At 73.1% G+C, this 23,242-nt stretch carries 19 protein-coding genes; 11 read left to right on the top strand and 8 right to left on the bottom strand.

Annotated elements, in window-relative coordinates:
- Positions 1 to 181 precede the first annotated feature (181 nt).
- On the top strand, positions 182 to 748 hold the full coding sequence (locus tag ACZ5ON_RS25160; protein ID WP_465596881.1) for a GNAT family N-acetyltransferase: 567 nt from the start codon (positions 182 to 184) through the stop codon (positions 746 to 748).
- Between the two features lie 37 nt (positions 749 to 785).
- Here the strand turns inward: ACZ5ON_RS25160 and ACZ5ON_RS25155 are convergent, their stop codons facing one another.
- From ACZ5ON_RS25155 to ACZ5ON_RS25135, 5 genes are read right to left on the bottom strand one after another with little or no spacing between them, the layout of a single operon-like run.
- Complete coding sequence (locus ACZ5ON_RS25155; protein WP_465596866.1) at positions 786 to 2,096, bottom strand: DUF58 domain-containing protein; 1,311 nt, start codon at positions 2,094 to 2,096, stop codon at positions 786 to 788.
- Between the two features lie 39 nt (positions 2,097 to 2,135).
- Complete coding sequence (locus ACZ5ON_RS25150; protein ID WP_465596863.1) at positions 2,136 to 3,131, bottom strand: AAA family ATPase; 996 nt, start codon at positions 3,129 to 3,131, stop codon at positions 2,136 to 2,138.
- On the bottom strand, positions 3,128 to 4,351 hold the full coding sequence (locus ACZ5ON_RS25145; RefSeq protein WP_465596860.1) for a DUF4350 domain-containing protein: 1,224 nt from the start codon (positions 4,349 to 4,351) through the stop codon (positions 3,128 to 3,130). Before ACZ5ON_RS25145 ends, ACZ5ON_RS25150 begins: the two co-directional genes overlap by 4 nt.
- Entirely contained in the window at positions 4,348 to 5,055 is a 708-nt protein-coding gene (locus ACZ5ON_RS25140) for a DUF4129 domain-containing protein (protein ID WP_465596857.1), read from the bottom strand. The genes ACZ5ON_RS25145 and ACZ5ON_RS25140 overlap by 4 nt, the downstream gene beginning before the upstream one ends.
- Before the next feature lie 5 nt (positions 5,056 to 5,060).
- A complete protein-coding gene (locus ACZ5ON_RS25135; protein WP_465596854.1) occupies positions 5,061 to 6,389 on the bottom strand; it encodes a DUF7847 domain-containing protein in 1,329 nt (442 codons plus the stop codon).
- 254 nt (positions 6,390 to 6,643) lie between these two features.
- Between ACZ5ON_RS25135 and mtrA the strand changes: the two genes are divergently transcribed.
- From mtrA to ACZ5ON_RS25120, 3 genes are read left to right on the top strand one after another with little or no spacing between them, the layout of a single operon-like run.
- On the top strand, positions 6,644 to 7,321 hold the full coding sequence (gene mtrA / locus ACZ5ON_RS25130) for an MtrAB system response regulator MtrA (RefSeq protein ID WP_344636358.1): 678 nt from the start codon (positions 6,644 to 6,646) through the stop codon (positions 7,319 to 7,321).
- 1 nt (position 7,322) lies between these two features.
- The gene (gene mtrB, locus ACZ5ON_RS25125; protein ID WP_465596851.1) at positions 7,323 to 9,557 is read left to right on the top strand and encodes an MtrAB system histidine kinase MtrB; all 2,235 of its coding nucleotides are present in this window, start codon (positions 7,323 to 7,325) and stop codon (positions 9,555 to 9,557) included.
- Entirely contained in the window at positions 9,529 to 11,508 is a 1,980-nt protein-coding gene (locus tag ACZ5ON_RS25120; protein ID WP_465596848.1) for an LpqB family beta-propeller domain-containing protein, read from the top strand. Before mtrB ends, ACZ5ON_RS25120 begins: the two co-directional genes overlap by 29 nt.
- A gap of 72 nt (positions 11,509 to 11,580) precedes the next feature.
- Here the strand turns inward: ACZ5ON_RS25120 and ACZ5ON_RS25115 are convergent, their stop codons facing one another.
- Positions 11,581 to 12,504: a ComF family protein gene (locus ACZ5ON_RS25115; protein ID WP_465596845.1), complete on the bottom strand. Its 924-nt coding sequence runs from the start codon at positions 12,502 to 12,504 to the stop codon at positions 11,581 to 11,583.
- Positions 12,505 to 12,864: 360 nt separating this feature from the next.
- Between ACZ5ON_RS25115 and hpf the strand changes: the two genes are divergently transcribed.
- Positions 12,865 to 13,569: a ribosome hibernation-promoting factor, HPF/YfiA family gene (hpf, locus tag ACZ5ON_RS25110; RefSeq protein WP_465596842.1), complete on the top strand. Its 705-nt coding sequence runs from the start codon at positions 12,865 to 12,867 to the stop codon at positions 13,567 to 13,569.
- A gap of 244 nt (positions 13,570 to 13,813) precedes the next feature.
- The gene (locus tag ACZ5ON_RS25105; protein WP_465596839.1) at positions 13,814 to 14,578 is read left to right on the top strand and encodes a response regulator; all 765 of its coding nucleotides are present in this window, start codon (positions 13,814 to 13,816) and stop codon (positions 14,576 to 14,578) included.
- 46 nt (positions 14,579 to 14,624) lie between these two features.
- Here the strand turns inward: ACZ5ON_RS25105 and ACZ5ON_RS25100 are convergent, their stop codons facing one another.
- On the bottom strand, positions 14,625 to 15,779 hold the full coding sequence (locus tag ACZ5ON_RS25100) for a winged helix-turn-helix domain-containing protein (RefSeq protein WP_465596836.1): 1,155 nt from the start codon (positions 15,777 to 15,779) through the stop codon (positions 14,625 to 14,627).
- Between the two features lie 83 nt (positions 15,780 to 15,862).
- Between ACZ5ON_RS25100 and ACZ5ON_RS25095 the strand changes: the two genes are divergently transcribed.
- Positions 15,863 to 16,225 carry a hypothetical protein gene (locus tag ACZ5ON_RS25095; RefSeq protein ID WP_465596833.1) on the top strand — a complete coding sequence of 121 codons (363 nt, stop codon included), beginning with the start codon at positions 15,863 to 15,865 and terminating at the stop codon, positions 16,223 to 16,225.
- A gap of 218 nt (positions 16,226 to 16,443) precedes the next feature.
- Entirely contained in the window at positions 16,444 to 19,227 is a 2,784-nt protein-coding gene (secA, locus tag ACZ5ON_RS25090) for a preprotein translocase subunit SecA (protein ID WP_465596830.1), read from the top strand.
- Between the two features lie 152 nt (positions 19,228 to 19,379).
- Here the strand turns inward: secA and ACZ5ON_RS25085 are convergent, their stop codons facing one another.
- A complete protein-coding gene (locus ACZ5ON_RS25085) occupies positions 19,380 to 20,021 on the bottom strand; it encodes an Rv3235 family protein (RefSeq protein ID WP_465596827.1) in 642 nt (213 codons plus the stop codon).
- Positions 20,022 to 20,568: 547 nt separating this feature from the next.
- On the opposite strand from ACZ5ON_RS25085, the gene ACZ5ON_RS25080 reads away from it, so the two are divergent.
- The 3 genes from ACZ5ON_RS25080 (at position 20,569) to ACZ5ON_RS25070 (ending at position 23,167) form a co-directional block, all read left to right on the top strand.
- Positions 20,569 to 21,648: a patatin-like phospholipase family protein gene (locus ACZ5ON_RS25080; protein ID WP_465596824.1), complete on the top strand. Its 1,080-nt coding sequence runs from the start codon at positions 20,569 to 20,571 to the stop codon at positions 21,646 to 21,648.
- Positions 21,649 to 21,876: 228 nt separating this feature from the next.
- Complete coding sequence (locus ACZ5ON_RS25075; RefSeq protein ID WP_465596821.1) at positions 21,877 to 22,386, top strand: DUF6912 family protein; 510 nt, start codon at positions 21,877 to 21,879, stop codon at positions 22,384 to 22,386.
- 124 nt (positions 22,387 to 22,510) lie between these two features.
- Positions 22,511 to 23,167: an HAD family hydrolase gene (locus ACZ5ON_RS25070; RefSeq protein WP_465596818.1), complete on the top strand. Its 657-nt coding sequence runs from the start codon at positions 22,511 to 22,513 to the stop codon at positions 23,165 to 23,167.
- The last annotated feature ends 75 nt before the right edge of the window (positions 23,168 to 23,242 follow it).

The raw sequence follows: 23,242 nt of genomic DNA, 5'->3' as shown, positions 1-23,242 counted from the left end.
CCCTGTGGGAGAGTAGGACGCCGCCGAACAATTTTTAGTGAAAGCCCCTCCCGGGGATACCGGGAGGGGCTTTCCGCATTTCCGGGCAGATCCGGGATCGGGTTGGCGGGCGCGGACGCGGACAGGGCCGGCGATGTTGGATGTCCGGGACACCGTGAAATCCGTGGACTTGGAGTCTGTGATGCTCAGCTACCCTCTTGCGTCCGGCGCGGAGCTGCGTGCCCTGGAGCCCTGGCGGGCTGGGGAGTTCTTCGCGTTCATAGTGCGGGCGCGCGAGCATCTGGCGCCCTGGATCCCGTGGGCCACCAGCATCACCGACGTGAACGGCGCGCGGCGCTGGCTGAAGCACTGCGCCGAGGAGCAGGCGCGGGACGAGGGCCGGATCTACGGCATCTGGCTGGGCGGGGAGTTGGTGGGCGGGGTGGTGTTCCAGGCCTTCAGGGCGCGGGCAGGGGTCTGCGAGGTGGGGGCCTGGTTGGCACCGGAGGCGGAGGGACGGGGGCTGGTGACGGCGGGGGTGCGGCGGATGGTCGAGTGGGCCTTCGAGGAGCGGGGGATGGCCCGGGTGGAGTGGCGTACCGAACCGGCGAACCTGCGGAGCATCGCGGTGGCCAGGCGGCTGGGAATGACCCGCGAGGGGTTGTTGCGACAGGTGTTCCGCTTCCACGACGGCCGGCGGGACCTGGAGATGTGGTCGCTGCTGGCCTCGGAGTACCGGACGCCGCCGGTCGGTGGAGTCGCGGTGTAGCCCGGGGTACTCCCCCGGGTGGTCCTCCTCGACAGGTCTACAGCCGTCCAGCGGCCTTGAGTGCCAGATAGGCGTCGGCGAGGGCCGGGGGGAGGGCGGTCGGCGCGGCGTCCAGGACGGTGACGCCGTGCCGGGTCAGGCGCTCCGCGGTGCGGCGGCGGTCGGCGCGGGTCTGTTCAGCGGCGGCCGCGTGGTACACGTCCTGGACGGTGCCGCGGGCGGCGGCCAGCTCGTCCAGGCGGGGGTCGGCGACGGAGGCCAGTACGACCTCGTGACGCCGGGTCAGCAGCGGGAGATGGGGCAGCAGCCCCTCCTCGACCGGGCGGGCGTCGAGGCCGGTGAGCAGCACGATCAACGAGCGGTGCGGGGCCATCCGCAGCGCGGTCGCGGTGAGCGCGCGCATGTCGGTCTCGAGCAGTGCGGGTTCGAGGCCGGCCATGGCGTTGGTGAAGGCGGGCAGGATCTCGCTCGGGGAGCGGCCGACGACGCTGCCGCGCCGGCGCAGGTCGTGGGCGAGCAGGTCGACACGGTCGCCGGCCCGGGTGGCGAGGGCGGTGAGCAGCAGGGCGGCGTCGAGGGCGGCGTCCAGTCGGGGGGCGTCGCCGACGCGTCCTGCGGACGTGCGGCCGGTGTCGAGGACGATCAGGATGTGCCGGTCGCGCTCGGGTCGCCAGGTGCGGACGGCGACCGTGTTGCGGCGGGCGCTGGCCCGCCAGTCGATGGAGCGGACGTCGTCGCCGGGCAGGTACTCGCGCAGCGAATCGAACTCGGTGCCCTGACCGCGTGCCAGCACCGAGGTGCGGCCGTCGAGTTCGCGCAGCCGGGCGAGCCGGGAGGGCAGGTGCTTGCGGCTGGTGAAGGGCGGCAGGGCGCGGATCGTCCAGGGGACGTGGTGGGAGCCCTGGCGTCCGGCGAGGCCGAGCGGTCCGAGGGAGCGTACGGTCACGCGGTGGGCTTGGTGGTCGCCGCGGCGGGTGGGGGCGAGCCGGGTGGTGAGGCGGCGGCGTTCCCCGGCCGGGATGGTGAGGGTGTGTCGGGAGCCCTGGACGGCGGTGCCGGGCTGCCAGGCGGACGGTGGCCAGGCGTCGCGGAGTTGGGCCCGCAGCGGGCGCCCGGATGGGTTGGTGACGGTCAGTTCGACGGTGGCGCTCTCGCCGAGCCGGACGGCGGTGTCGCCGCTCCGGTCGAACCGCAGGGTGCGGACCGGAGCGGCGAGCGCCAGGTCGGCCAGGACACCGAGGAGTACGGGCAGGGTGACCGCGCCGATTCCCGCCCAGGAGGGCAGCAGCAGGCCCACGACGAGCGCGCCGAGCGCGGCGAGCAGGGCGGTGCGGCCGGTCAGGGCCATGAAGCGAACTCCCTTGGTGATGCCAGTAGGTGACGGACGTCAGCGCGGTGCGGGGGTCTGGGCGAGGACGGCCTGGATGACCGAGTCGGCGGTGACGCCCTCCATCTCGGCCTCGGCGCGCAGCTGGATGCGGTGCCGCAGGGTGGGCAGGGCGAGGGCCTTGACGTCGTCGGGGGTGACGTAGTCGCGGCCGGCCAGCCAGGCCCAGGCGCGGGAGGTGTTCAGCAGGGCGGTTGCGCCGCGCGGGGAGACGCCGATGGAGAGCGAGGGGGACTGCCGGGTGGCCCGGCAGATGTCCACGATGTAGGCGAGTACCTCGGGCGAGACGGTGAGCTTCGCGATCTGCGCCCGGGCGGCGGAGAGGTCGGCGGGGCCGGCGACCGGGCGGACGCCGGCGGCGGCCAGGTCGCGGGGGTCGAAGCCGGCCGCGTGCTTGCTGAGGACCTGGAACTCCTGGTCGCGGTCGGGCAGCGGGAGGATCAGCTTGAGCAGGAAGCGGTCCAGCTGGGCCTCGGGGAGGGGGTAGGTGCCCTCGTACTCGACCGGGTTCTGGGTGGCGGCGACCAGGAACGGGATGGGCAGGCGGCGCGGTTCGCCGTCCACGGTGACCTGTCGCTCCTCCATGGCCTCCAGCAGCGAGGACTGGGTCTTGGGCGGGGTGCGGTTGATCTCGTCCGCGAGCAGCAGGTTGGTGAAGACCGGTCCCGGCTGGAAGGAGAACTCGGCGGTGCGGGCGTCGTAGACCAGCGAGCCGGTGACGTCGCCGGGCATCAGGTCCGGGGTGAACTGGATCCGCTTGGTCTCCAGGCTGAGTGCGGTGGACAGGGTGCGGACCAGCAGGGTCTTGGCCACCCCGGGGACGCCTTCGAGCAGTACGTGGCCGCCGCAGAGCAGGGCGACGACGAGCCCGGTGACGGCGGCGTCCTGGCCGACCACTGCCTTGGTGATCTCGGTGCGCAGGGCGGTGAGCGCGGCGCGCGGGTCGTCGGGGCTGTCGGCCGGGGCTGCCGGGGTCGTGGAGACCTGTTCGGTCACGGCTGTCGTACCTGCCTTTCCAGGGCGTCGAGGTCGTCGATGAACCGCACCAGGGCGGCGTCGTCGGTGGGTGGGGTGCCGTACAGCAGCTCGTGGACCTCGGCGGCGCCGTGGCCGCAGCGGTCGGCGACGGCGGCGCAGAGCGCGACGGGGTCGGCCTCCCCCGCGGTGAGCGGTACGCCCAGCACCGGGGCGAGCCGGTGCCGGGTGGCCTGGCGCAGGGCGTCGGCGGCGCGGCCGCGGGCCCTGGCGCGTTGGTAGAGGCGGGCCCGGCCCTCGGTGGTCTCGGAGGCGCGGACAACCGCGGGGAGGTTCTCGGTGACCACAGGTCCCAGGCGGCGGCCGCGCCAGAAGGCGGCGAGCATTGCGGCGAGGGCGAGTTGGAGTCCGGCCCAGCTCCAGCCCTTGGGGATGTAGTCGGTGAGCGTGCGCTGTGCCCGGGCGGGTGCGCCGGACGCCGGGGCGGTGTAGTCGGGGAGGTACCAGACGAGTTGCCGGTGGGAGCCGAGCAGGCTCAGGCCGAGGGCGGCGTTGCCGTCCTTGGCGAGGCGTTCGTTGCTCAGCAGGCGTCCGGAGCCGAGGACGACGAGTTCGCGGGAGCCGGGGTCGGTGTGTCGGACCAGCGGGTAGCCGCCGGACCTGGGGTAGCAGGCGGTGTCGTCGGCGCCGGGCTGGTAGAGCAGGCCGCCGAGCTCGGCGTGGCCGGCCAGTACGGCCTCGGGGAGGCGGCACTCGGCGGGGACGCCGCTGGAGCCGGCGCTCTTCGGGATGCCGCCCGGGGTGGTGGCCACCGTGATGCCGGGCGCGAAGACGGTGAGTGAGGGGGCCTCGGGGGAGATCAGCACCAGGCGGCTGTCGCTGCCTCGGCGGACCTGGGCCAGCCGGCGCAGCTGGGTGAGGGACAGCAGGTCGGGTTCGGGGAGGACCACGGTGCTGCCCGGTTCGGCGAGCGCGGCGGCCAGGGCCTCCTCGGTGTCGACCGTACGGGTCGTCAGGCCCTGGTTCTCCAGCAGGTGGACGACGGCGCGGGCACCGTCCCGGTCGGGGGAGCGCGGGTCCAGCGGCGGGTACTGCGGCGAGCCGCCGAGACCGGCGACCAGCAGGCCGACGAGCAGCAGCAGCACGGCGAAGAGCAGGAACCAGCGCGAGCGGAGCCATAGTTGGCGACGGGTCGGGGAGATGCTGGTGGCGGGGTCGGGGCGGGTGGCGGTGAGCGTCATGCGGTGCCTCCGCCGGTCGGGGCGGCCGTCGGCGCGGGGGCCGGTGCGGCGGTCGGGGTGAGGACGGGCGTGGTCCGCTGCAGGGCCCGGTCGAGGTCGAGCAGCGACTGGTAGGCGGCCTGGTCGGCGGCCCTGTCCCCGTAGGCGATGTCGTCGAAGGCGTGGGCGGCGGCGGTGAGCGCGGCGGCGTGGTCGGGTAGCGCGCGGCCCGCTTCGGCGGCGGCCTCGTCGGCGGTGCGCCCGGGGCGGACGTCGAGGACGGTGCGCTCCTCCATGGCCCGGACCAGGGTGCGCATCTGCTCCCGGACTGCGGCGGACCACTCGCCCGCGGCGGCGTGCGCGGCGGCGGCGCTGCGGTGCTGGGCGGCGGTGCGTGCTCCGTCGGCGGTGAACAGCGCCGCGGCGCTGTGGGCCTGGCGGCGGGGGGCGCCCAGGCGCCACCACAGGGCGGCGCCGATCAGCGCGGCCACCACCAGGAAGAAGACCAGGCCGGTGACACCGTTGCCGCCCATCGAGCCGAGGCTGGACAGGACGCGGTCGAGCTGGTCCTGGATCCAGGTCATCAGCCGCTGGACCAGGCTCGGGTCGTGTTGGTGGTAGACGGGGTTGAGGAGTTCCCGGCGGGCGTCGTCGCGGGCCGGGTCGCGCGGGATGGTGACCGGGCCGCCGCCCGCGAGCAGCACCCCATCCCCCCAGAAGGCCATCTTCGTCAGATCCTCTGCGGTCCGCCCGGAGCGGTTGGGCCCTGCGGGCCGGTCGGAGCCTGCGGGCCGGCCGGAGCGGTGCCGCCGAACTCCGGCAGGCCGGCGGCGCGGGCCAGTTCGATGTCCAGGGCCTCGCGGCGGATCCGCTGGTCGATGTAGAGCAGGACGTTGACGGCGGCCAGCACCGGGATGGTGATGGTGGCGACCAGGGTGCCGCCGACGGCGACGCTGGCCAGCATCGCGGGCGGGGCGCCGGCCAGTTGACCGAGCGGGCTGCCGGCCGAGGTCGGGTCATCGGGGCTCAGGACCATGCCGATGACGACGAACGGCATCGCGATCACCGAGCTGAGGATGCCGACCACGATCTGGCTGAGCAGGGTGATGCCGAAGACCCGCCACCAGGAGCCCTTGACGAGCCGTCGGGAGCGCGCGAGGGCGGTCCTCACACCCTGCTTCTCCAGCATCAGGGCGGGGGCCGAGAAGTTGAGCTGGATACCGAGCCAGAGCGCGACCGGGACGGCCGCCAGGATCGGCAGGAAGGTGAGCGCGACCAGCTCCGGGCCGGGATCGCCGGCGATCAGCACGGCTATCAGCGGCGCGCAGGCCACCAGGAAGACCCCGGCGATGATCAGACTGGTCAGGAAGGTCACTCCGGCCAGCTTCAGCAGCTGCGGCCTGGCGTCCCGCCACACCTCGCCCAGGGTGGTCGGGCGGCCCAGGACGGCCTTGCTGACCACCATGGTGAGCAGGCCGGCCGCGATGATGCCCAGTACGAAGTTCACCGGGTAGGTGGCGAACAGGGCGACGACCGGGCCCGCGGTGTGCGGGCTCTCGTACGCCCACCAGCGGGCGAGCGCGGAGAGCGTCTGCTCCACGGCGGCGACGCCGAAGGAGAGGCCGAGGGCCGTGCGCCAGTGGCGGCGAACGGTGGTGACGGCGCCGTCCAGGATCTCGCCGAAGGCGAGCGGGCGCAGCGGGATGACTCCGGGCTTGGGGCTCGGCGGTGCGCCCCAGCCGGGGTGGAAGCCGCCGGGGCCCGGTTGCCCGTTCCAGCGGGGCTGTCCGCCCCAGCCGGGCTGTCCGCCCCAGCCGGGCTGGGGGCCCGGCGCCGCGCCGTAGCCGTGGTAAGGGCCCGGGGCGCTCCAGCCCTGCGGCGGCGCGTCCTGCGGCCCGGCCTGGGGTGTGGCCGGCCCGGGCGCGGGTGCCGGCGGCCCGGCGGCGTCGCGGGGCGGTGCGCCCTCCGGGGCGGGTGTCGAGGGTGTTGCCGACGGCCCGGCGGCCTCACGGGGTGGCTCGGGCGAGCCGGGCGGTGCCCAGCCCGGATTGTCGGTCATCAACGCTCCTCGTGGCGGCTCTGTGGAAGATCACGGGCGCTCGTGGTGATCGCCGAGTGGTGCCCTTGTGCCGCCCATCGTGCCATGGTGGTGCGACGGGCCCCAGAGGTGTTCCCATTGCTGATGGGCAGCGGCCCGAGCAACCAGGCCGAGCTGCGAACTTTGCGACGTTATGACCGAGTTGGCAGTATGCTCCACGCCGAAATGGCACGGCTGTGCGGCAGGTCACAATCCCGTAATGAGAGGATGGACGCATGAAGGGACGCGTCCTCGTCGTTGATGACGACACCGCACTGGCCGAGATGCTCGGCATCGTGCTGCGTGGTGAGGGTTTTGAACCGTTTTTCGTCGCGGATGGGGACAAGGCGCTAGCCGTGTTCCGGGAGACCAAGCCCGACCTGGTGCTCCTCGACCTGATGCTGCCCGGCCGGGACGGCATCGACGTCTGCCGGCAGATCCGTTCGGAGTCCGGCGTGCCGATCGTCATGCTGACGGCGAAGACCGACACGGTGGACGTCGTGGTGGGCCTGGAGTCCGGCGCCGACGACTACGTCACCAAGCCGTTCAAGCCCAAGGAGCTGGTGGCCCGGGTGCGTGCCCGGCTCCGCCGCGCCGAGGAGCCCACCCCCGAGCAGCTGACCATCGGCGACCTGGTGATCGACGTGGCCGGCCATTCGGTCAAGCGGGAGGGCCGGGGCATCCCGCTGACCCCGCTGGAGTTCGACCTGCTGGTCGCGCTCGCCCGCAAGCCGTGGCAGGTGTTCACCCGCGAGGTGCTGCTGGAGCAGGTCTGGGGCTACCGGCACGCCGCCGACACCCGGCTGGTCAACGTCCATGTGCAGCGTCTGCGCTCCAAGATCGAGAAGGACCCCGAGCGGCCCGAGATCGTGGTGACCGTGCGTGGCGTCGGATACAAGGCCGGGCCCAGCTGACGTGACGTACGACGCTGACGACACCCCGTCGGGCTCCGCCGCCGACGGGGACGCCGCTGTCCGCGGGGCCGTGCTGAGCTCGACCGTCCGGGGCCGCGGGCCCAAGCGCGGTCCCGTGGCCCTGCTGGCGTTGGTGGCGCGTCAGTTCCGCCGCCCGCTGCACCGCCTGGCGGCGCTGTACCGCCGGTCCATCCAGGTCCGGGTGGTCGCCGCGACCCTGCTGCTCTCGCTGGCCGTGGTGCTGGTGCTGGGCGTGGTGGTGGTGGCCCAGGTCCGCACCGGGCTGCTGGACGCCAAGAAGCACTCGGCCAAGGGCCAGGCCATCGGCGGCTTCCAGATCGAGCAGGAGAAGATCAACGAGGCCATCAACCAGCAGGCGAAGGCCGGGAGCAGCGGGGGCGAGTCGAACGCCGACGAGCTCAGCACCTGGCTGATCAAGCAGGTCTCCGACCTCGCCAGCGGCGGCAGCGGCGTCTACTCGGTGGTCGCCCTGGTACCGAACAGCGACAAGGAGGAGACCGCCCCGAGCGCCGGCCTGCGCGGCGCCTGGTACTCCGGCAACATCCTGCCCAGCAGCATCCCCGACCAGCTGCGCAGGGACGTGGCCGGCGACCCCTCCGTCGCGCACGAGAAGGTCACCGACATCCAGCGGGGTGACGGCGGCCCGGTCTACCGCGAGCCCGGCCTGGTCATCGGCAAGCAGTTCACCGGTCCGGACGGCCTGCCCTACCAGCTTTACTACGTCTTCTCCTTCGGCCAGGAGACCAAGACCCTCGGCCTGGTCACCGGCACCCTGGCGACCGCCGGTGTGTTCGTGGTGATCCTGCTCGGCGGGATCGCCTGGCTCGTCGTCCGCCAGGTCGTCACCCCGGTCCGGATGGCCGCCGGGATCTCCGAGCGGGTCGCCGCCGGGCACCTGGAGGAGCGGATGAAGGTGACCGGGACGGACGACATCGCCCGTCTCGGGGACTCCTTCAACCGGATGGCCAACGGCCTGCAGGCGCAGATCCGCCAGCTGGAGGAGCTCTCCCGGGTACAGCGGCGCTTCGTCTCGGACGTCTCGCACGAGCTGCGCACCCCACTGACCACCGTCCGGATGGCCGCCGACCTGATCTACGACAGCCGCGAGGACCTGGACCCGATGGCGGCCCGGTCCGCCGAGCTGCTCCAGGACCAGCTGGACCGCTTCGAGTCGCTGCTCGCCGACCTGCTGGAGATCAGCCGGTTCGACGCCGGGGCGGCGATCCTGGACGCCGAGCCGGTGGACCTGCGCGACATCGTGACCCGGGTGGTGGAGGCCGCCGACCCGCTGGCCCAGGCCAAGGGGAGCGCGGTGATCATCCGGGGCGCCGAGGACCCGGTGGTCGCCGAGGTGGACTCCCGGCGGATCGAGCGCATCCTGCGCAACCTGGTGGTCAACGCGCTGGAGCACGGCGAGGGCCGGGACGTGGTGGTGCGGCTCGGCTCGGCCGAGGGCGCGGTCGCGATCGGCGTCCGGGACTACGGCATCGGGCTCAAGCCGGGTGAGGCGTCCCGGGTCTTCCACCGGTTCTGGCGTGCTGACCCGTCCCGGGTGCGCACCACCGGCGGTACCGGCCTCGGTCTGTCGATCGCGGTCGAGGACGCCCATCTGCACGGCGGCTGGCTCCAGGCCTGGGGCGAGCCGGGCGGCGGCTCGCACTTCCGGCTCACGATGCCACGCACCAGGGGCGGCGAGGTCGGCCGGGCGCCGTTCCGCCTGGAGCCCGAGGACTCCCGGCACAACCTGGGCCTGGGCACCCGGGGCGCCCCGTACCGGCGGACCCGTCCGGCGGGCGCGACCGCGCTGACCGCGGCGGAGGAGGGCACCGTTGCCGCTCCGGCCGTACCGGAGGCACCGGAGGCCGCGGAGGGCGGCGGGAACGGTCCGGGCGGCGGCCTGGGCGGGATGCTGAACCTGGGCCCGGGGCTGGGCAAGCTGCCCTCGGCCCCGGTCGCGGACCCTTCCGACGTCCGGGCGGCCGCGTCGGGGTACGGTGCCACCGGCGCTCACGTGGTGGTGGACCGGCCGCCGGTCCGTCCGGCGGCGCCGGAAGCCGCGGAGGACACGGCAGGCGGCGAGCCTGCGGACGGTGCCGCGGCGGATGACGCCGCCACCGGCGGCGGAGCGGCTGGGCAGGGTGCCGGCAAGGACGGTGCCGCGGACGGAGACACGGAGGGGGCGCGGCATGCCAGGAACGGACGGCAGGACGGCTGAGGCGCGCCTCGGGTCCACCGCCGCACGGGCCGCTGCCGGTGCGGCCGGGCGCGTGGACACCGGCGCCGGACCGGCTACCGGGCGCGGCCGGATACCGGGCCGCCGGGGCGCGCGCAGGCTCGGCTGGTCGGTGGCGGCCGGGCTGACCGCGACGGTGCTCACCGGCTGCGTGTCGATGCCCGCCGACGGGCCGTCCGAGCGGGTGGAGGTACTGCAGGCGGCCGGGGCGGAGAACCTCCAGGTCCGGGTCTTCCCCGTGCCGCCGCACCCGGGCGAGGACCTGGCCAACCTGCTGACCGGCTTCCTGGACGCCTCCAGTGCAGACGAGCCCGAGTACACCACCGCCTCCAAGTACCTGAGCTCCGCCGCCCGCAGCCGGCACCGGTGGAACCCGGAGGCGGGCGTGACGGTACTGGTCAAGCCCCCAAGCCGGACGATCACCGAGCCCAAGCCCGACGACGTCAGGATCGACGTCCCCGTGACCGGGAGCAAGATCGGGCAGATCGACGCGGCGCACACCTACCGGTCGGTGGCCAACGAGCCCTACCAGGAGAAGTTCACCTTCGTGAAGGAGAAGGAGGGGCCGGACAAGGGGGAGTGGCGGATCGACCAGCTGCCGGACGGGCTGATCGTGGACCAGACCGGCTTCAGAAACGGCTACCGGGCCGCGCACCGCTACTTCTACACCACCGCCGACTCGTCGGCGGGCGTCCAGCGCCCGGTACTGGTGCCGGACCCGATCTACCTGCGGCGCCGGACCGACCCGCTGACCGCCGCCGCCCGGGCGCTGGCCGACGGGCCCTCGGCCTGGCTCGGCAAGGCGGTCTACTCGGCCTTCAACGGCGCGAAGCTGGTCGGCGACGTCTCGGTGAACGACAGCCGGGTGATCTCGGCCAAGGTGGACGTCCCCGACTTCGGCGGGCAGCCGAAACTCTGTCAGCAGATGGCCAGTCAGCTCTACTTCACGCTGCTCGACCAGCAGGGCAAGGGGCAGATCGACCGGCTCGACCTGGGCGGGATCAAGGGCGGCTGCTCGGTGAACGCCGCGCAGGCCCAGACCGTCGCCCCCGGCAGCCTGGCCGTCGGCGGCTCGCAGGGCACCCCGCAGGCCTACTACCTGTCGGACACCGGGAAGTTGATGCAGACCCAGGGCACAGGCGAGGGCACGCCGGTGCTCGGCGAGCTCGGGCAGCCGAAGCCGGGTCAGTCGCAGATCGGCGCCGTCGCGGTGCGGCGGGACGGGGCTGCGGCAGCGGCGATCAGCACCGACCAGCGGCAGCTCTTCGTGGCAGGTCTCGGCCCGAACGAGAAGCTCGGCAGCCCGGTCCTCACCAGTGCCGCCACCCGGCCCGACCAGGGCCTCACCTCGCCCAGTTGGGACGGGCGAGGAGATCTGTGGGTGGTCGACCGCAACCCGGCGGGGCCCAAGGTCCTCATGGTGCGGGGACGTTCGGTCGTCCCGGTCTCGGTCGGCGAACTCGGCGGACGTGCCGTGCAGGCGCTCAGGATGTCCTCGGACGGGGTGCGGGTGGCGCTCGTGCTGGTGGACGGTTCCGGCGCGCGGACGCTGATGGTCGGTCTGGTGGTGCACTCGGGCACGCCGACCGCACCGGAGGTGCAGATCACCGGACTTCGGCCGGTGGCGCCGCTGCTGAGCGAGATCGCCTCGGTCTCCTGGGCGGACACCGACCAGTTGCTGGTGCTCGGCAAGGAGCCCGGCAAGCTGCAGCAGCTGCACTACGTGGGCACTGACGGCTCGCAGAACACCGACTCCCCGCTGCAGGGCGGCGAGTCGATGATCGCGGTCTCGGCTTCGGAAGTCCGCTCGGGTGACCAGACCTTGCCGGTGCTGGCGGTGTCGAAGGACAACGAGATCTACCGGCTCCAGGGCAGCCAGTGGCGCGAGGCCGCGCCGCAGCACCACGGGACCTCGTTCGGCTACCCGGGGTGAGCGACTAGCCGCCGCGGGTGCGGGCCGGCCCCCTGAGAGCCGGGCCGCCAGGCGCGCGGGCACCGGCGCGCGCTACGGAGGGACGGGGTCTTTCGCGCCGCTTCCCGGACCGAGGTCCCGCTCGGCCGGTCGGGTGCCGTGCGGCTCGGGTGGTTCGCCGGCGGCCGCGCGGCCCGCGGCGCCGCCGGAACCATGCCTGGCCGCACCCGTGCCGGTGGTGCGGATGGTCGCGGCGACGGTCGCCGCGACCACTGGCGGGCAGCCGGCCGCGTGCAGGGCCCGGGCCGCTTCGGCGAGGCTCGCGCCGGTGGTGACCAGGTCGTCCACCAGGACCGGCCGGCCCCCTGAGAGCCGGGCCGCCAGGCGCGCGGGCACCGTCAGCGCGCCGTGCAGGTTCCGCCGCCGTTCGGCGGCGGAGAGCCCGGACTGGTCGGCCACGGCCCGCCGGTGCCGCAGGACCGGAGCGACCCCGGCCGCGATCCCGGCCCGGCGCAGCTCCCGGGCTGCGGCGCGGGCCAGCCGTAGGGTGGGATCGTGCCCGCGGGCCCGGACGGCCCGGCGGGCGGAGGGCATCGGCACCAGCAGCAGGGGCCCGGCGCCCGGCCCCGTCGAGAGCCCGCCCTCCGGAGGCTCGAGCGCGGCGCGGACCGCGGTGGCGAGCGCCTCACCGAGCGGCCCGGCCAGTGAGAGCGCGCCGCGCTCCTTGTGGGCGAGCAGCAACTGCCGTACCCGGTCCGCGTACGGTGCGGCGGCGTACAGCGGCGGCAGCCCCGGCGGTGGCGGCTGCGGGCCGGCCGGCCGGGCGCGGGCGGTGCGGAGCTCCGCCCGGCAGGAGGCGCACAGCGGACTGCGTCCGGTGCGGCAACCCGCGCAGTGGGCGGGGAGCAGTAGGTCCAGCAGCTCGCGCAGGACCCGGAGGGCCGGACTAGCGGCCCGCGGGGCGGCCGGGGAGCCGGTGGCGGTGGTGGCGATGCGGGCGGTAAAGGGATTTGTCACGACTCCTCCCGAGGGCTTCCAGGAACGGAGACTGGGCCTTACGGTGGACGCCCCCGGTGTCGTTGTCCAGCCGTTTACTGATGTTTCACCCGCAAGAGGGTAAACAAGGTAAAGCGGCCGGACCGGCGACACCCCACCGCTACCTTGTTCGACTGGGGAGGCGAAAACCCCTCAGCAGGTGTTCTATAAGGCTCCAAGGGGTTTCAAGCGTTTCTGGTGGGGAGGAAGTGAGGTGAGGGCCAGTCGTGATCGCCGGACCCGGCGAAGCGAGGGGTCGGCGAAAGGACTGGTCCGGCTGGGTCTCAGCCCGATCCGGTGAGCTCTCCGGATCGGCGTCAGCACAAGGGATCGGAGTTCTGCGTGGACATCGTCGTCAAGGGCCGCAAGACCGAGGTGCCCAAGAGGTTCCGCGAGCACGTGGCCGAGAAGCTGGAGAAGGTCCAGAAGTTCGACACCAAGGCGATCAGCCTGGATGTCGAGGTGTCCAAGGAGCACAACCCGCGGCAGGCCGACCGGTCCGACCGGGTGGAGATCACCCTTCGCAGCCGTGGCCCGGTGATCAGGGCCGAGGCCGCCGCCACCGACCCGTGGGCCGCGCTCGACCTGGCCTCGGCGAAGCTCGAGGCGCAGCTGCGCAAGTCCGCTGATCGGCGCCGGGTGCACAAGGGCGGCACCGGTGGCCGTACTCCGGTCAGCGTCTCGGAGGCGACGGCCGCACTGGCGGCGCTCCCCGAGACCGAGCCGGCCGGGGGCGTGACCAACGGCGCGGTCCGCAAGACCATGATGGGATCCCTGGAGGTGGAGGGCGAAGGACCGCTCGTCGTCCGAGAGAAGACGCACCCCGCCGCGCCCATGTCGCTGGATCAGGCGCTGTACGAGATGGAGCTCGTCGGCCACGACTTCTACCTGTTCGTGGACAAGGACAGCGGGCTGCCGAGCGTGGTCTACCGCCGGCACGGCTACCACTACGGCGTCATCCACCTGGAGCCCAACGGCTCGGCCGTCGGGGAGATCGGCGGCGTCGGCGGTGCCGGCGGCGCGATCGGCGAACCGGACGAGGAGTGACTCCGGCCGGTAGGCGTTGACCGATGAACCGCTGAGCGCACAGCGCCGGTCAACCGCGCTCACAGCCGGCTGCGGCTGGGCCCCCGCCGCCGGTACAACGGAACAGATCGACAGTCCGGGTGACCCCGGCGGCCGCAGCCGCCGGGGTCACCCAGCTGGGCGGTCCGGTGCCGGAGGGTGACCGTGGGTCGGGTCCGCCGTGGAATGATGGCTCGGACACTGACCGACGAGGGGGGAGGAGCGGATGGGGGAGCACTTCAGGCCCGGTGCGGGGGGCACCGGTGCAGGGCGCAACCGGGAGCGGGCGGGCGAGTTCGCACCGCGGGAGTGCCCGCCGGACCAGGCCGAACCGATCCGGGTCCTGGTGGTCGATGACCATGCGCTGTTCCGCCGCGGCCTGGAGATCGTGCTGGCCGAGGAGGAGGACATCAAGGTCATCGGCGAGGCCGGAGACGGAGCCGAGGCCGTCCTCAAGGCCGCCGATCTGCTGCCCGACATCATTCTGATGGACGTCCGGATGCCCCGGCGCAGCGGGATCGAGGCCTGCACCGCGATCAAGGACGTGGTGCCCAGCGCCAAGATCATCATGCTGACGATAAGCGACGAGGAAGCCGACCTCTACGAGGCGATCAAGGCCGGGGCCACCGGCTACCTACTCAAGGAGATCTCCACCGACGAGGTCGCCACCGCGATCCGGGCGGTGGCGGACGGTCAGTCGCAGATCAGCCCGTCGATGGCCGCCAAGCTGCTCACCGAGTTCAAGTCGATGATCCAGCGGCGTTCGGACGACCGGGAGTTGGTCCCGGCCCCGCGGCTCACCGACCGCGAGCTGGAGGTACTCAAGCTGGTGGCGACCGGGATGAACAACCGGGAGATCGCCAAGGAGTTGTTCATCAGCGAGAACACCGTGAAGAACCACGTCCGCAACATCCTGGAGAAGCTGCAGCTGCACTCCCGGATGGAGGCCGTGGTCTACGCGATGCGGGAGAAGATCCTCGAAATAGGCTGACCCGCGGCCGTGTTGCCGCGCGCGCCGCCGAGCGCACTCCAGGTCACTACTCCAGCAGCCGCTCCAGGGCGGGCCGGAGCTTCTCGTCGGCCAGGGTCTCGACCCGGACGGCGTCGCAGCCCACCCACTCGGCGGCCTCGCGCAGCGCCCCGGCCAGCGCCTCGACGTACCTCGGCGCGTCCAACGAGACCTGGCGGGCCACCAGCGTCCGCCCGGCGCGGGCCGGGTCCACCCGCCCGACCAGTTGCCCGCCCGCCAGCAGCGGCATCGCGAAGTACCCGTGCACCCGTTTGTGTTTGGGGGTGTAGGCCTCCAGTCGGTGCGCCATGCCGAAGATCCGCTCCGTCCGGGCGCGGTCCCAGATCAGCGAGTCGAAGGGGGAGAGCAGCGTCGTCCGGTGCCGTCCGCGCGGCTCGCCCGCCAGCGCCGCCGGGTCGGCCCAGGCCGGCGCGTCCCAGCCCGCCACTTCGACCGGCACCAGACCGGAATCGGCCAGCACCGAGTCGACCTGGTCGGCCCTGAGCCGGTGGTAGTCCGTCAAGTCGGCCCGGGTGGCCACCCCGAGTGCGGCCCCGGCCTGGGCGACCAGCCGCCGCAGGCACTCCTCGTCAGCGGGCTCCCGCCCGAACAGCTCGGCGGGGATGGCCTGTTCGGCCAGCTCGTACACCCGCTTCCAGCTGCGCCGCTCGGTGCAGACCACGTCGCCGAAGGCCAGCGCCCGCTCGACCGCGATCTTGGTGTCGGACCAGTCCCACCACTCCGAGGTCTTCTTCGCGCCGCCCAGTTCTGTGGAGGTGAGCGGCCCCTCGGCGCGCAGCCGGTCCAGCACGTGGCGGTACGTCCCGGGCGCCACCTGGTGGCCCCAGAGGTGGCCGCGGTCGCGGTAGCGGCGGCGCCTGAAGGCGAACAGCGGCCACTCCTCCACCGGCAGGACGCAGGCCGCGTGCGACCAGTACTCGAAGGTGCTCCCGGCCCCCCAGTACGCGGACTCGACCGCCCCCCGCCCCACCGCGCCGAGGCGCGCGTACGGGACCAGTTCGTGCGAGCGGGCCAGCACCGAGATGGTGTCCAGTTGTACCGCGCCGAGGTGCCGCAGCACGCCGCGCACACCGGCCCTGCGGTCGGGAGCGCCGAGCAGCCCCTGGGCGCGCAGGGCGACCCGGCGGGCCTGGTCGGCGGAGAGCGTCGCGACGGTGGTCATGCCCGCGAGCCTAGGACGCGGCACTGACAACGCCCGTCCCTGCTGGCGATACCCTGAGGTCACCGTACAGAGGGGGAGCAGGCATGGACTGGGTGTGGGCGGTCATCCCCGCCTTGATCATCGGCGGGGGCTGGGTCGAGCGGAACGCTCGCTACGTGCTCAGGACCAGGCACCAGCGGAAGTTGGAGCTGCTGCAGGCCACCGAGCGGCAGCGGCGCGAGCTGGAGGCGGCGAAGCGACCGCCGGAGCCGATCTGCGGTTGCACCCACCACCTCGCCAAGCACGACCGAACCGGCCGCTGCCACGAGGAGGTCGAGGCCCCGGTCGCCTGGGACGCGGACCGCAAGCCGTTGCGCTACGAGCCACGGCCGTGCAACTGCCAGCAGTACATCGGCCCGGAGCCGCTCGGCACCGTCTTCGCGGCGGAGCTGGTGGATCCCCGCTGAATTCTCATCCGCCTTCCCGATCCGCGGTGAACTGCCTTGGGCAGCGCCCCTTTTGTCCCCGAGCGGGCGGCTAGGAGGCATTCCTCTCCCGGGTGACACGGGAATAGCGTGCTGACGCACCTCCCACCGGATTGGCCTCCTCGCATACGATGGCCCGTACGGTGGGGTGTCCCGCCTCGCAGTAGTCCAGCGCCGATCCAGGCAAGGAGCCCGCTCTAGTGTCCGTCTTCGACAAGATCCTGCGCGCCGGCGAAGGCAAGATCCTTCGCAAGCTGCAGCGGATTGCCGCCCAGGTCAACTCCATCGAAGAGGACTTCGTCAACCTCACGGACGACGAGCTGCGCGCACTGACCGACGAGTACCGGCAGCGCCTCGCCGACGGCGAGAGCCTGGACGACATCATGCCCGAGGCGTTCGCCACGGTCCGCGAGGCCGCCAAGCGCGTGCTCGGTCAGCGCCACTACGACGTCCAGCTGATGGGTGGCGCGGCCCTGCACTTCGGCTACGTCGCCGAGATGCGCACCGGTGAGGGCAAGACCCTGGTCGGCACCCTGCCCGCGTACCTCAACGCGCTGACCGGCAAGGGCGTCCACCTGATCACCACCAACGACTACCTCGCCGAGCGCGACTCGGAGTGGATGGGCCGGGTGCACCGCTTCCTCGGCCTCGAGGTCGGTGTGATCCTCGCCAACATGTCGCCCGCCGAGCGCAAGCGCCAGTACGCGATGGACATCACGTACGGCACCAACAACGAGTTCGGCTTCGACTACCTGCGCGACAACATGGCCTGGTCGAAGGACGAACTCGTCCAGCGCGGCCACAACTTCGCGGTCGTCGACGAGGTCGACTCGATCCTCATCGACGAGGCCCGCACCCCGCTGATCATCTCCGGCCCGGCCGACCAGGCGACCAAGTGGTACGCCGACTTCGCCAAGCTGGTGCTGCGCCTGAAGATCGACCGCGACTACGAGGTCGACGAGAAGAAGCGCACCGTCGGCATCCTGGAGGAGGGCGTCACCCGGGTCGAGGACTACCTCGGCATCGACAACCTGTACGAGTCGGTGAACACCCCGCTGGTCGGCTTCCTGAACAACGCCATCAAGGCCAAGGAGCTCTACAAGCGGGACAAGGACTACGTCGTCATGAACGACGAAGTCATGATCGTCGACGAGCACACCGGCCGTATCCTGGCCGGCCGCCGCTACAACGAGGGCATGCACCAGGCGATCGAGGCCAAGGAGGGGGTGGAGGTCCAGAACGAGAACCAGACCCTGGCCACCATCACCCTGCAGAACTTCTTCCGCCTGTACGACAAGCTGTCCGGCATGACCGGTACCGCCACCACCGAGGCGGCCGAGTTCCACCAGATCTACAAGCTCGGTGTCGTTCCGATCCCGACCAACAAGACGCCGCTGCGCATCGACCAGCCCGACCTGATCTACAAGTCGGAGCCGGCCAAGTTCGCCGCCGTGGTCGAGGACATCGTCGAGAAGCACGAGAAGGGCCAGCCGGTGCTGGTCGGCACCGTGTCGGTCGAGAAGTCCGAGTACCTGTCCCAGGAGCTGCGCAAGCGCGGTGTCCCGCACGAGGTGCTGAACGCCAAGCACCACGAGCGCGAGGCGCTGATCGTGGCCCAGGCCGGCCGCAAGGGCGCCGTCACCGTCGCCACCAACATGGCCGGTCGCGGTACCGACATCATGCTGGGCGGCAACGCGGAGCACCTCGCGGCGGCCGAGCTGGCCCAGCGCGGCATCACCCCGGACAGTCCGGAGGAGTACGACGCGGCCTTCCCGGGCGCGCTGGAGAAGGCCAAGGCGGCCGTCAAGGCCGAGCAGGTCGAGGTCCAGGAGCTCGGCGGCCTCTACGTGCTGGGCACCGAGCGGCACGAGTCCCGCCGGATCGACAACCAGCTGCGCGGCCGCTCCGGCCGTCAGGGCGACCCGGGCGAGTCCCGGTTCTACCTCTCGCTCGGCGACGACCTGATGCGCCTGTTCAAGGCCGGCATGGTCGAGCGCGTGCTCTCCATGGCCAACGTGCCCGAGGACGTGCCGATCGAGTCCAAGATGGTGACCCGCGCGATCGCCTCCGCGCAGACCCAGGTCGAGCAGCAGAACTTCGAGATCCGCAAGAACGTCCTCAAGTACGACGAGGTGCTCAACCGCCAGCGCGAGGTCATCTACGCCGAGCGCCGCCGGGTGCTGGAGGGCGAGGACCTCCAGGAGCAGGTCGGCCACTTCATGGACGACACCGTCGAGGCCTACGTCCACGCCGCGACCGGTGAGGGCTTCGAGGACGACTGGGACCTGGAGAAGCTCTGGGCCGCGCTCAAGCAGCTCTACCCGCTCACCCTCGACCTGGACCAGCTGGAGGAGGAGGCCGGCGGCTCGTCCGAGCTCACCCCCGAGTTCCTCATCCGGGTGCTGCAGGAGGACGTCCAGGCCCAGTACGGTGCCCGCGAGGACCAGCTCGGGTCGGAGATCATGCGTGAGCTGGAGCGCCGGGTGGTGCTCTCGGTCCTCGACCGCCGCTGGCGCGAGCACCTCTACGAGATGGACTACCTGCAGGAGGGCATCGGCCTGCGGGCGATGGCGCAGCGCGACCCGCTGGTCGAGTACCAGCGCGAGGGCTTCGACATGTTCACCGCGATGATGGAGGGCATCAAGGAGGAGTCCGTCGGCTACCTGTTCAACCTGGAGGTCCAGGTCGAGCAGCAGGTCGAGGAGGTCCCGCTCGCCGACCAGGAGCAGGCGGAGATCGAGGAGACCGGCGTGATGCTGGACAAGCTCGCCAGGGACTCCGCGCGGCCCGAGATCAAGGCCAAGGGCCTGGAGGCCCCCAAGCCGCAGCGGCTGCACTACACCGCTCCCACCGTGGACGGCGACGACACGGTGATCGAGGGCGACTTCGACGAGTCCGCGGCCGACTTCGAGGGCGACGGGATGACCCGGGCCGAGCGCCGCAAGGCCGCGAAGGCGGCCAAGGGGCGCCGCCGCAAGGTCTGACGCTTCACCAACGCGAGTTCACCGGGCGCCACTTACCGCTTGTGCGGGGGTGGCGCCCGGTGGCGTTCGCGCCCTGGAGGCTCGGACGGGGTGCTCGGGCGGACGTGCCTCCCCGCGTGGATCCCGGGCGTTGATCTGCCTTCGGCGGGCGCTCAGCGGGCCTCGACGGCGGCGCACTGCCACTGCTCGGTGCGGCGGTGCCGTTCGAGGCGGAAGGCGACCACGTGGTGCCGGTGCCCGAACTCGACCCGTACGCAGACCTCCAGCGCGCCGGGCGCCGGCGCGGAGTCGTACACCCGGCCGATCCGGTGCCCGACGACCTGGCCGCGCGGGCGCAGCGGGCCGCTCCTGACCAGGGCGGTGAGCTGCTGGTAGCCGGGGACGGTGGTGTGCCGCTGGAGCTGTCCGGCCGGACGGCGGCCGGTGAGGACCTCCACCAGCCGGTGCGCGAAGCGTGCGGCGAGCTCGCTGTGGCCGCCGCCGTGTGTCGGGGCGCAGGCGGCACGTGGGTGGCGCGGGCGCCGCGATTCGCCCGGGACACGCACCGGTGCGGGGGCGTGGAGGGGGGCCGGGGCGGTGGATGGGCCGTTCGACACCGGGCCGTTCGACACGGGGCCGTTCGACACGCTGCCGGTGATCGGGGAGGTGACGGTGGTCGGCGCCGGGGCGGTGCACGTGCGCGGCCGCGGGAGCGGGCGCCGGGAGTGCGGGTGTCCGGCGGCGGTGTGCACCAGGGGGCGTACGCGCGGAGCGCGGAGCGCCGCGAGCTGCGGGACGGCTGCGGGCTCGACCATGGACGGTACCTCCGGCGGATGTCGGTGGGTGGCTTGGCCTGTCGAAGACCTTGGTACCCGTGCCGCCACGGGGCGGCAATCATCCGTCGGCGCAGCGCCGGGGCCACGCGGGGAGTCACCTATCCGGGTGATGTCCCTTGCCGCCCGAGGGCTCCAGGGCCGGGCATCCGGGCCACCGGTTGACGCCAGCGGTAGTTCGGGGGCGCTCGAAGGGGGACGTACGCTGGGTGCCCGATCGCGGCGCAGCCCGGGTGCCGTTCCGGTTGTACCGGTCGGTAGCCGGGAGGATCGGGGAGGACGATCCGGACACCGGAGAGGCGGCAGCGGAATGGTGACTCAGCCCTCGGCCGAGTCGGCGGGGACGGCGGCGGGGCCCGTCAAGGCGACCGGCGCGTCCGCGGCGGGGCCCGTCAAGGCGACCGGCGCGTCCGCGGCGGGTGCCGGAGCCGGGAGGACCGGGAGCGGCGCCGATGGCGGCGGGGGGGAGCCGGCCCGTGCCGGCCGGCCTGCGGCCGAGCGGGCGCCGGGGCGCGCCGGGAGCAGGGTGGTGAACGGCGCCGCCGTGGACGTGGTCGCGCGGACGGGCGGGGGGCCGGTCGGCCCGGGTTTGGACGGGGTGCGGCGCGGCCTGGTGCTCGGCGGCGGCGGGATGCTGGGCGCGGCGTGGACCATCGGGGCGCTGTGCGCGATCGAGGAGAGCACCGGCTGGCAGCCCGGCCGCGCCGAGGTGATCCTCGGGACCTCCGCCGGCTCGATCCTGGGCACGATGCTGGCCGCCGGTGTGCGCGCCGAGGAACTGCGGGACCACCAGCGCGGCCTTCCGATCCGCACCGGGCCGCTTGCCGGAGTGGAGTTCGACTACGACACCGCCGTCGGCGGTGCGCTGCCGCCGCGCCCCCGTCCCGGGATCGGCTCGCCCGGCCTGCTGCGGGACGCCGTCCGGCACCCGCGCGAGTACCCGTTCCTGACCATGGTCTCCGCCGTGGTGCCGACCGGGCGCGGCTCGGTGGCGCCGGTCGGCGAGCTGGTACGCGGGCTGGTGGACGGTGACGGCTGGCCGTGCGGGTCCGGGCTGCGGGTCGCGGCGGTGGACTACCGCACGGGCCGCCGGGTGGTCTTCGGCGATCCGGAAGCGCCGGAGGCCGAGGTGGCCGAGGCGGTGATGGCCTCCTGTGCGATCCCCGGCTGGTTCGCGCCGGTGGAGGTGGCGGGCAGCCCGTACGTGGACGGCGGCTGCTGGTCGGCCACCAACGCCGACCTGATGGCGGAGCGCGAGCTGGACGAGGTGTACGTCCTGGCGCCGATGGCGCTGCGTCCTGCGTGGGCGGGCTCGGCACGGGTGGACGCGGGCCGCGGGACGGTCGCCGCCCTGCGCGAATGGCGGGCCAGGGACCGGCCGAAGGGCGTCCTGGCGCAGCTGGTCAGCCGCTACCGGCGGACCGTGACCCGGCAGATGCTCCGGGAGGCCCGGCGCCTGCGTGACTCGGGCGTGCGGGTGCGGCTGCTCGCGCCGACCCTGGAGGACCTCGCGGTGATGGGGCCGAACATGATGGATCCGGCGCGCCGGCCGGAGGTGCTGGAGACCGCGCTGCGGACCAGCCGGACGGCCCTCGAGTCCGTACGCTGACGCCCGGTCCGTGCAGGTGTCAGGCTCCCCGCCGCGGGCGGCGGGGCGGCGGCCGCCACGGACGGTCCGGGGCGTGTTGACGGGGATCCGCACGCCGGCGCGGGGCCGCTCGCGCGGTTCACCGCTCCCGAGCGCTCGCCCAGCGGGGAAGGCCGGGGCGCGGGCCGTATTCTTGGTGCGCGGTGTTGATCAGCCGTCCGAGGAAACCGAAGAACCGGAGTGCCCCCGATGCGCGTGTACGTGCCCACCACGTTGAACGGCCTGGCGGCGGCGCATCCGGGCGGTGCACTCGACCAGTCGGCGGCGTACGCGGTCACTCCCGCGCTGCGCGAGTGGTACGTCAGCGACGACCTGGAGGAGCTGGAGTACGCGGCGCTCAACCGGGCCGCGCAGGGTTCGCTGCGCCTGCTCGCCGCCGATCCCGAGGCTCCGCGCCGGCGGGTGGTGGTGGCCGTCGAGGTGCCCGACGCGGCGGTGGCGCCGTTTCCCGGCGACGAGTACCAGGACCAGGCCTCGCTCGGCCGGGTGGTGCTGAAGGAACCGGTCCGGCCGGCCAAGGCCGCCGCCGTGCACGCCGACGCCGCCGACACCGAGGTGATCGAGGACGTGACGGCCGCCGCTGCCGCGGTCGAGGCCGCCGACAAGGGCGACGCGGACGCCCAGTTCACCGTGGACGGCGCGGAGGACCACGACCTGCTCTGGTTCGCCACCCAGGAGATCCCGTCCCTGATCGCCTGAGTCCCCGATCGTCTGCCGGAGCGAAGAGCGTCGGCGCCGGGTCGGAGGGCCCGGAGGCGAGCGGGCGAGTAGCTTCGGGGACCGGGCGTGCCTGCCTGTCAGGGGGTCCGGCTACCGTTCCCGGATGCGCACTCACATCGTCTGGGACTGGAACGGAACCCTCTTCCACGACATGGAGGCGGTGCTCGAGGCGAGCAACGCCGCCTTCGCCACGATCGGGATCGCCCCGATGACCCTGCGGCAGTACCGGGACTCGTACGAGGTCCCGGTCCCGCGTTTCTACGAGCGACTGCTCGGCCGCGCCCCGAGCCAGGCGGAGTGGGCCCACCTGGACGGTGTCTTCCACGACCGCTACACGGAGCTGCGCGACCGGTGCGGCCTCGCCGACGGCGTGCCGGCGCTGCTGCGCGAGTGGCAGGCGGCGGGCAACAGCCAGTCGCTGCTGTCGATGTACGAGCACGAGCAGCTGGTGCCCGTGGTGGACGGCTTCGGGATCACTCCGCACTTCGTCCGGGTGGACGGCCGGGTCGGGGACGCGGGCGGGCGGAAGGCCGGCTTCCTGGTCCGGCACCTGGCGGCGCTGGCCCCCGAGGTCGAGCCGGAACGCACCGTGCTGATCGGGGACGCGGCGGACGACGCGCTGGCGGCGCTGGAGTCGGGTGCGCACGCGGTGCTGTACACCGGCGGTTCGCACAGCCGGGCCAAGCTGGAGCAGGTCGGCGTGCCGGTGGTGGACACCCTGGCGGAAGCGGTGGAGCTGGCGGCGCGGATCGCCGTGTGACGCCGTCCGCCGAGCCGGCTCCGCTGTCCCCGGCCACGGGGGCGTACGGCCGCGCATCCGGTTCCGCGCCCCCGG

The organism is Kitasatospora sp. NPDC032150, assembly GCF_055579945.1.
Note: the sequence above shows the minus strand (reverse complement) of the source record. Positions and strands in the feature narration are given on the sequence as shown.

Bases quoted from the DNA above. Each gene is read 5' to 3' on its own strand.
- ACZ5ON_RS25095 (WP_465596833.1), top strand. From the start codon at position 15,863: ATGGACTGGGTGTGGGCGGTCATCCCCGCCTTGATCATCGGCGGGGGC.
- ACZ5ON_RS25135 (WP_465596854.1), bottom strand. From the start codon at position 6,389: ATGACCGACAATCCGGGCTGGGCACCGCCCGGCTCGCCCGAGCCACCC.
- ACZ5ON_RS25105 (WP_465596839.1), top strand. From the start codon at position 13,814: ATGGGGGAGCACTTCAGGCCCGGTGCGGGGGGCACCGGTGCAGGGCGC.
- ACZ5ON_RS25120 (WP_465596848.1), top strand. From the start codon at position 9,529: ATGCCAGGAACGGACGGCAGGACGGCTGAGGCGCGCCTCGGGTCCACC.
- ACZ5ON_RS25155 (WP_465596866.1), bottom strand. From the start codon at position 2,096: ATGGCCCTGACCGGCCGCACCGCCCTGCTCGCCGCGCTCGGCGCGCTC.
- ACZ5ON_RS25160 (WP_465596881.1), top strand. From the start codon at position 182: ATGCTCAGCTACCCTCTTGCGTCCGGCGCGGAGCTGCGTGCCCTGGAG.
- ACZ5ON_RS25075 (WP_465596821.1), top strand. From the start codon at position 21,877: ATGCGCGTGTACGTGCCCACCACGTTGAACGGCCTGGCGGCGGCGCAT.
- ACZ5ON_RS25070 (WP_465596818.1), top strand. From the start codon at position 22,511: ATGCGCACTCACATCGTCTGGGACTGGAACGGAACCCTCTTCCACGAC.
- ACZ5ON_RS25140 (WP_465596857.1), bottom strand. From the start codon at position 5,055: ATGGCCTTCTGGGGGGATGGGGTGCTGCTCGCGGGCGGCGGCCCGGTC.
- mtrA (WP_344636358.1), top strand. From the start codon at position 6,644: ATGAAGGGACGCGTCCTCGTCGTTGATGACGACACCGCACTGGCCGAG.
- ACZ5ON_RS25145 (WP_465596860.1), bottom strand. From the start codon at position 4,351: ATGACGCTCACCGCCACCCGCCCCGACCCCGCCACCAGCATCTCCCCG.
- ACZ5ON_RS25085 (WP_465596827.1), bottom strand. From the start codon at position 20,021: ATGGTCGAGCCCGCAGCCGTCCCGCAGCTCGCGGCGCTCCGCGCTCCG.
- ACZ5ON_RS25100 (WP_465596836.1), bottom strand. From the start codon at position 15,779: ATGACCACCGTCGCGACGCTCTCCGCCGACCAGGCCCGCCGGGTCGCC.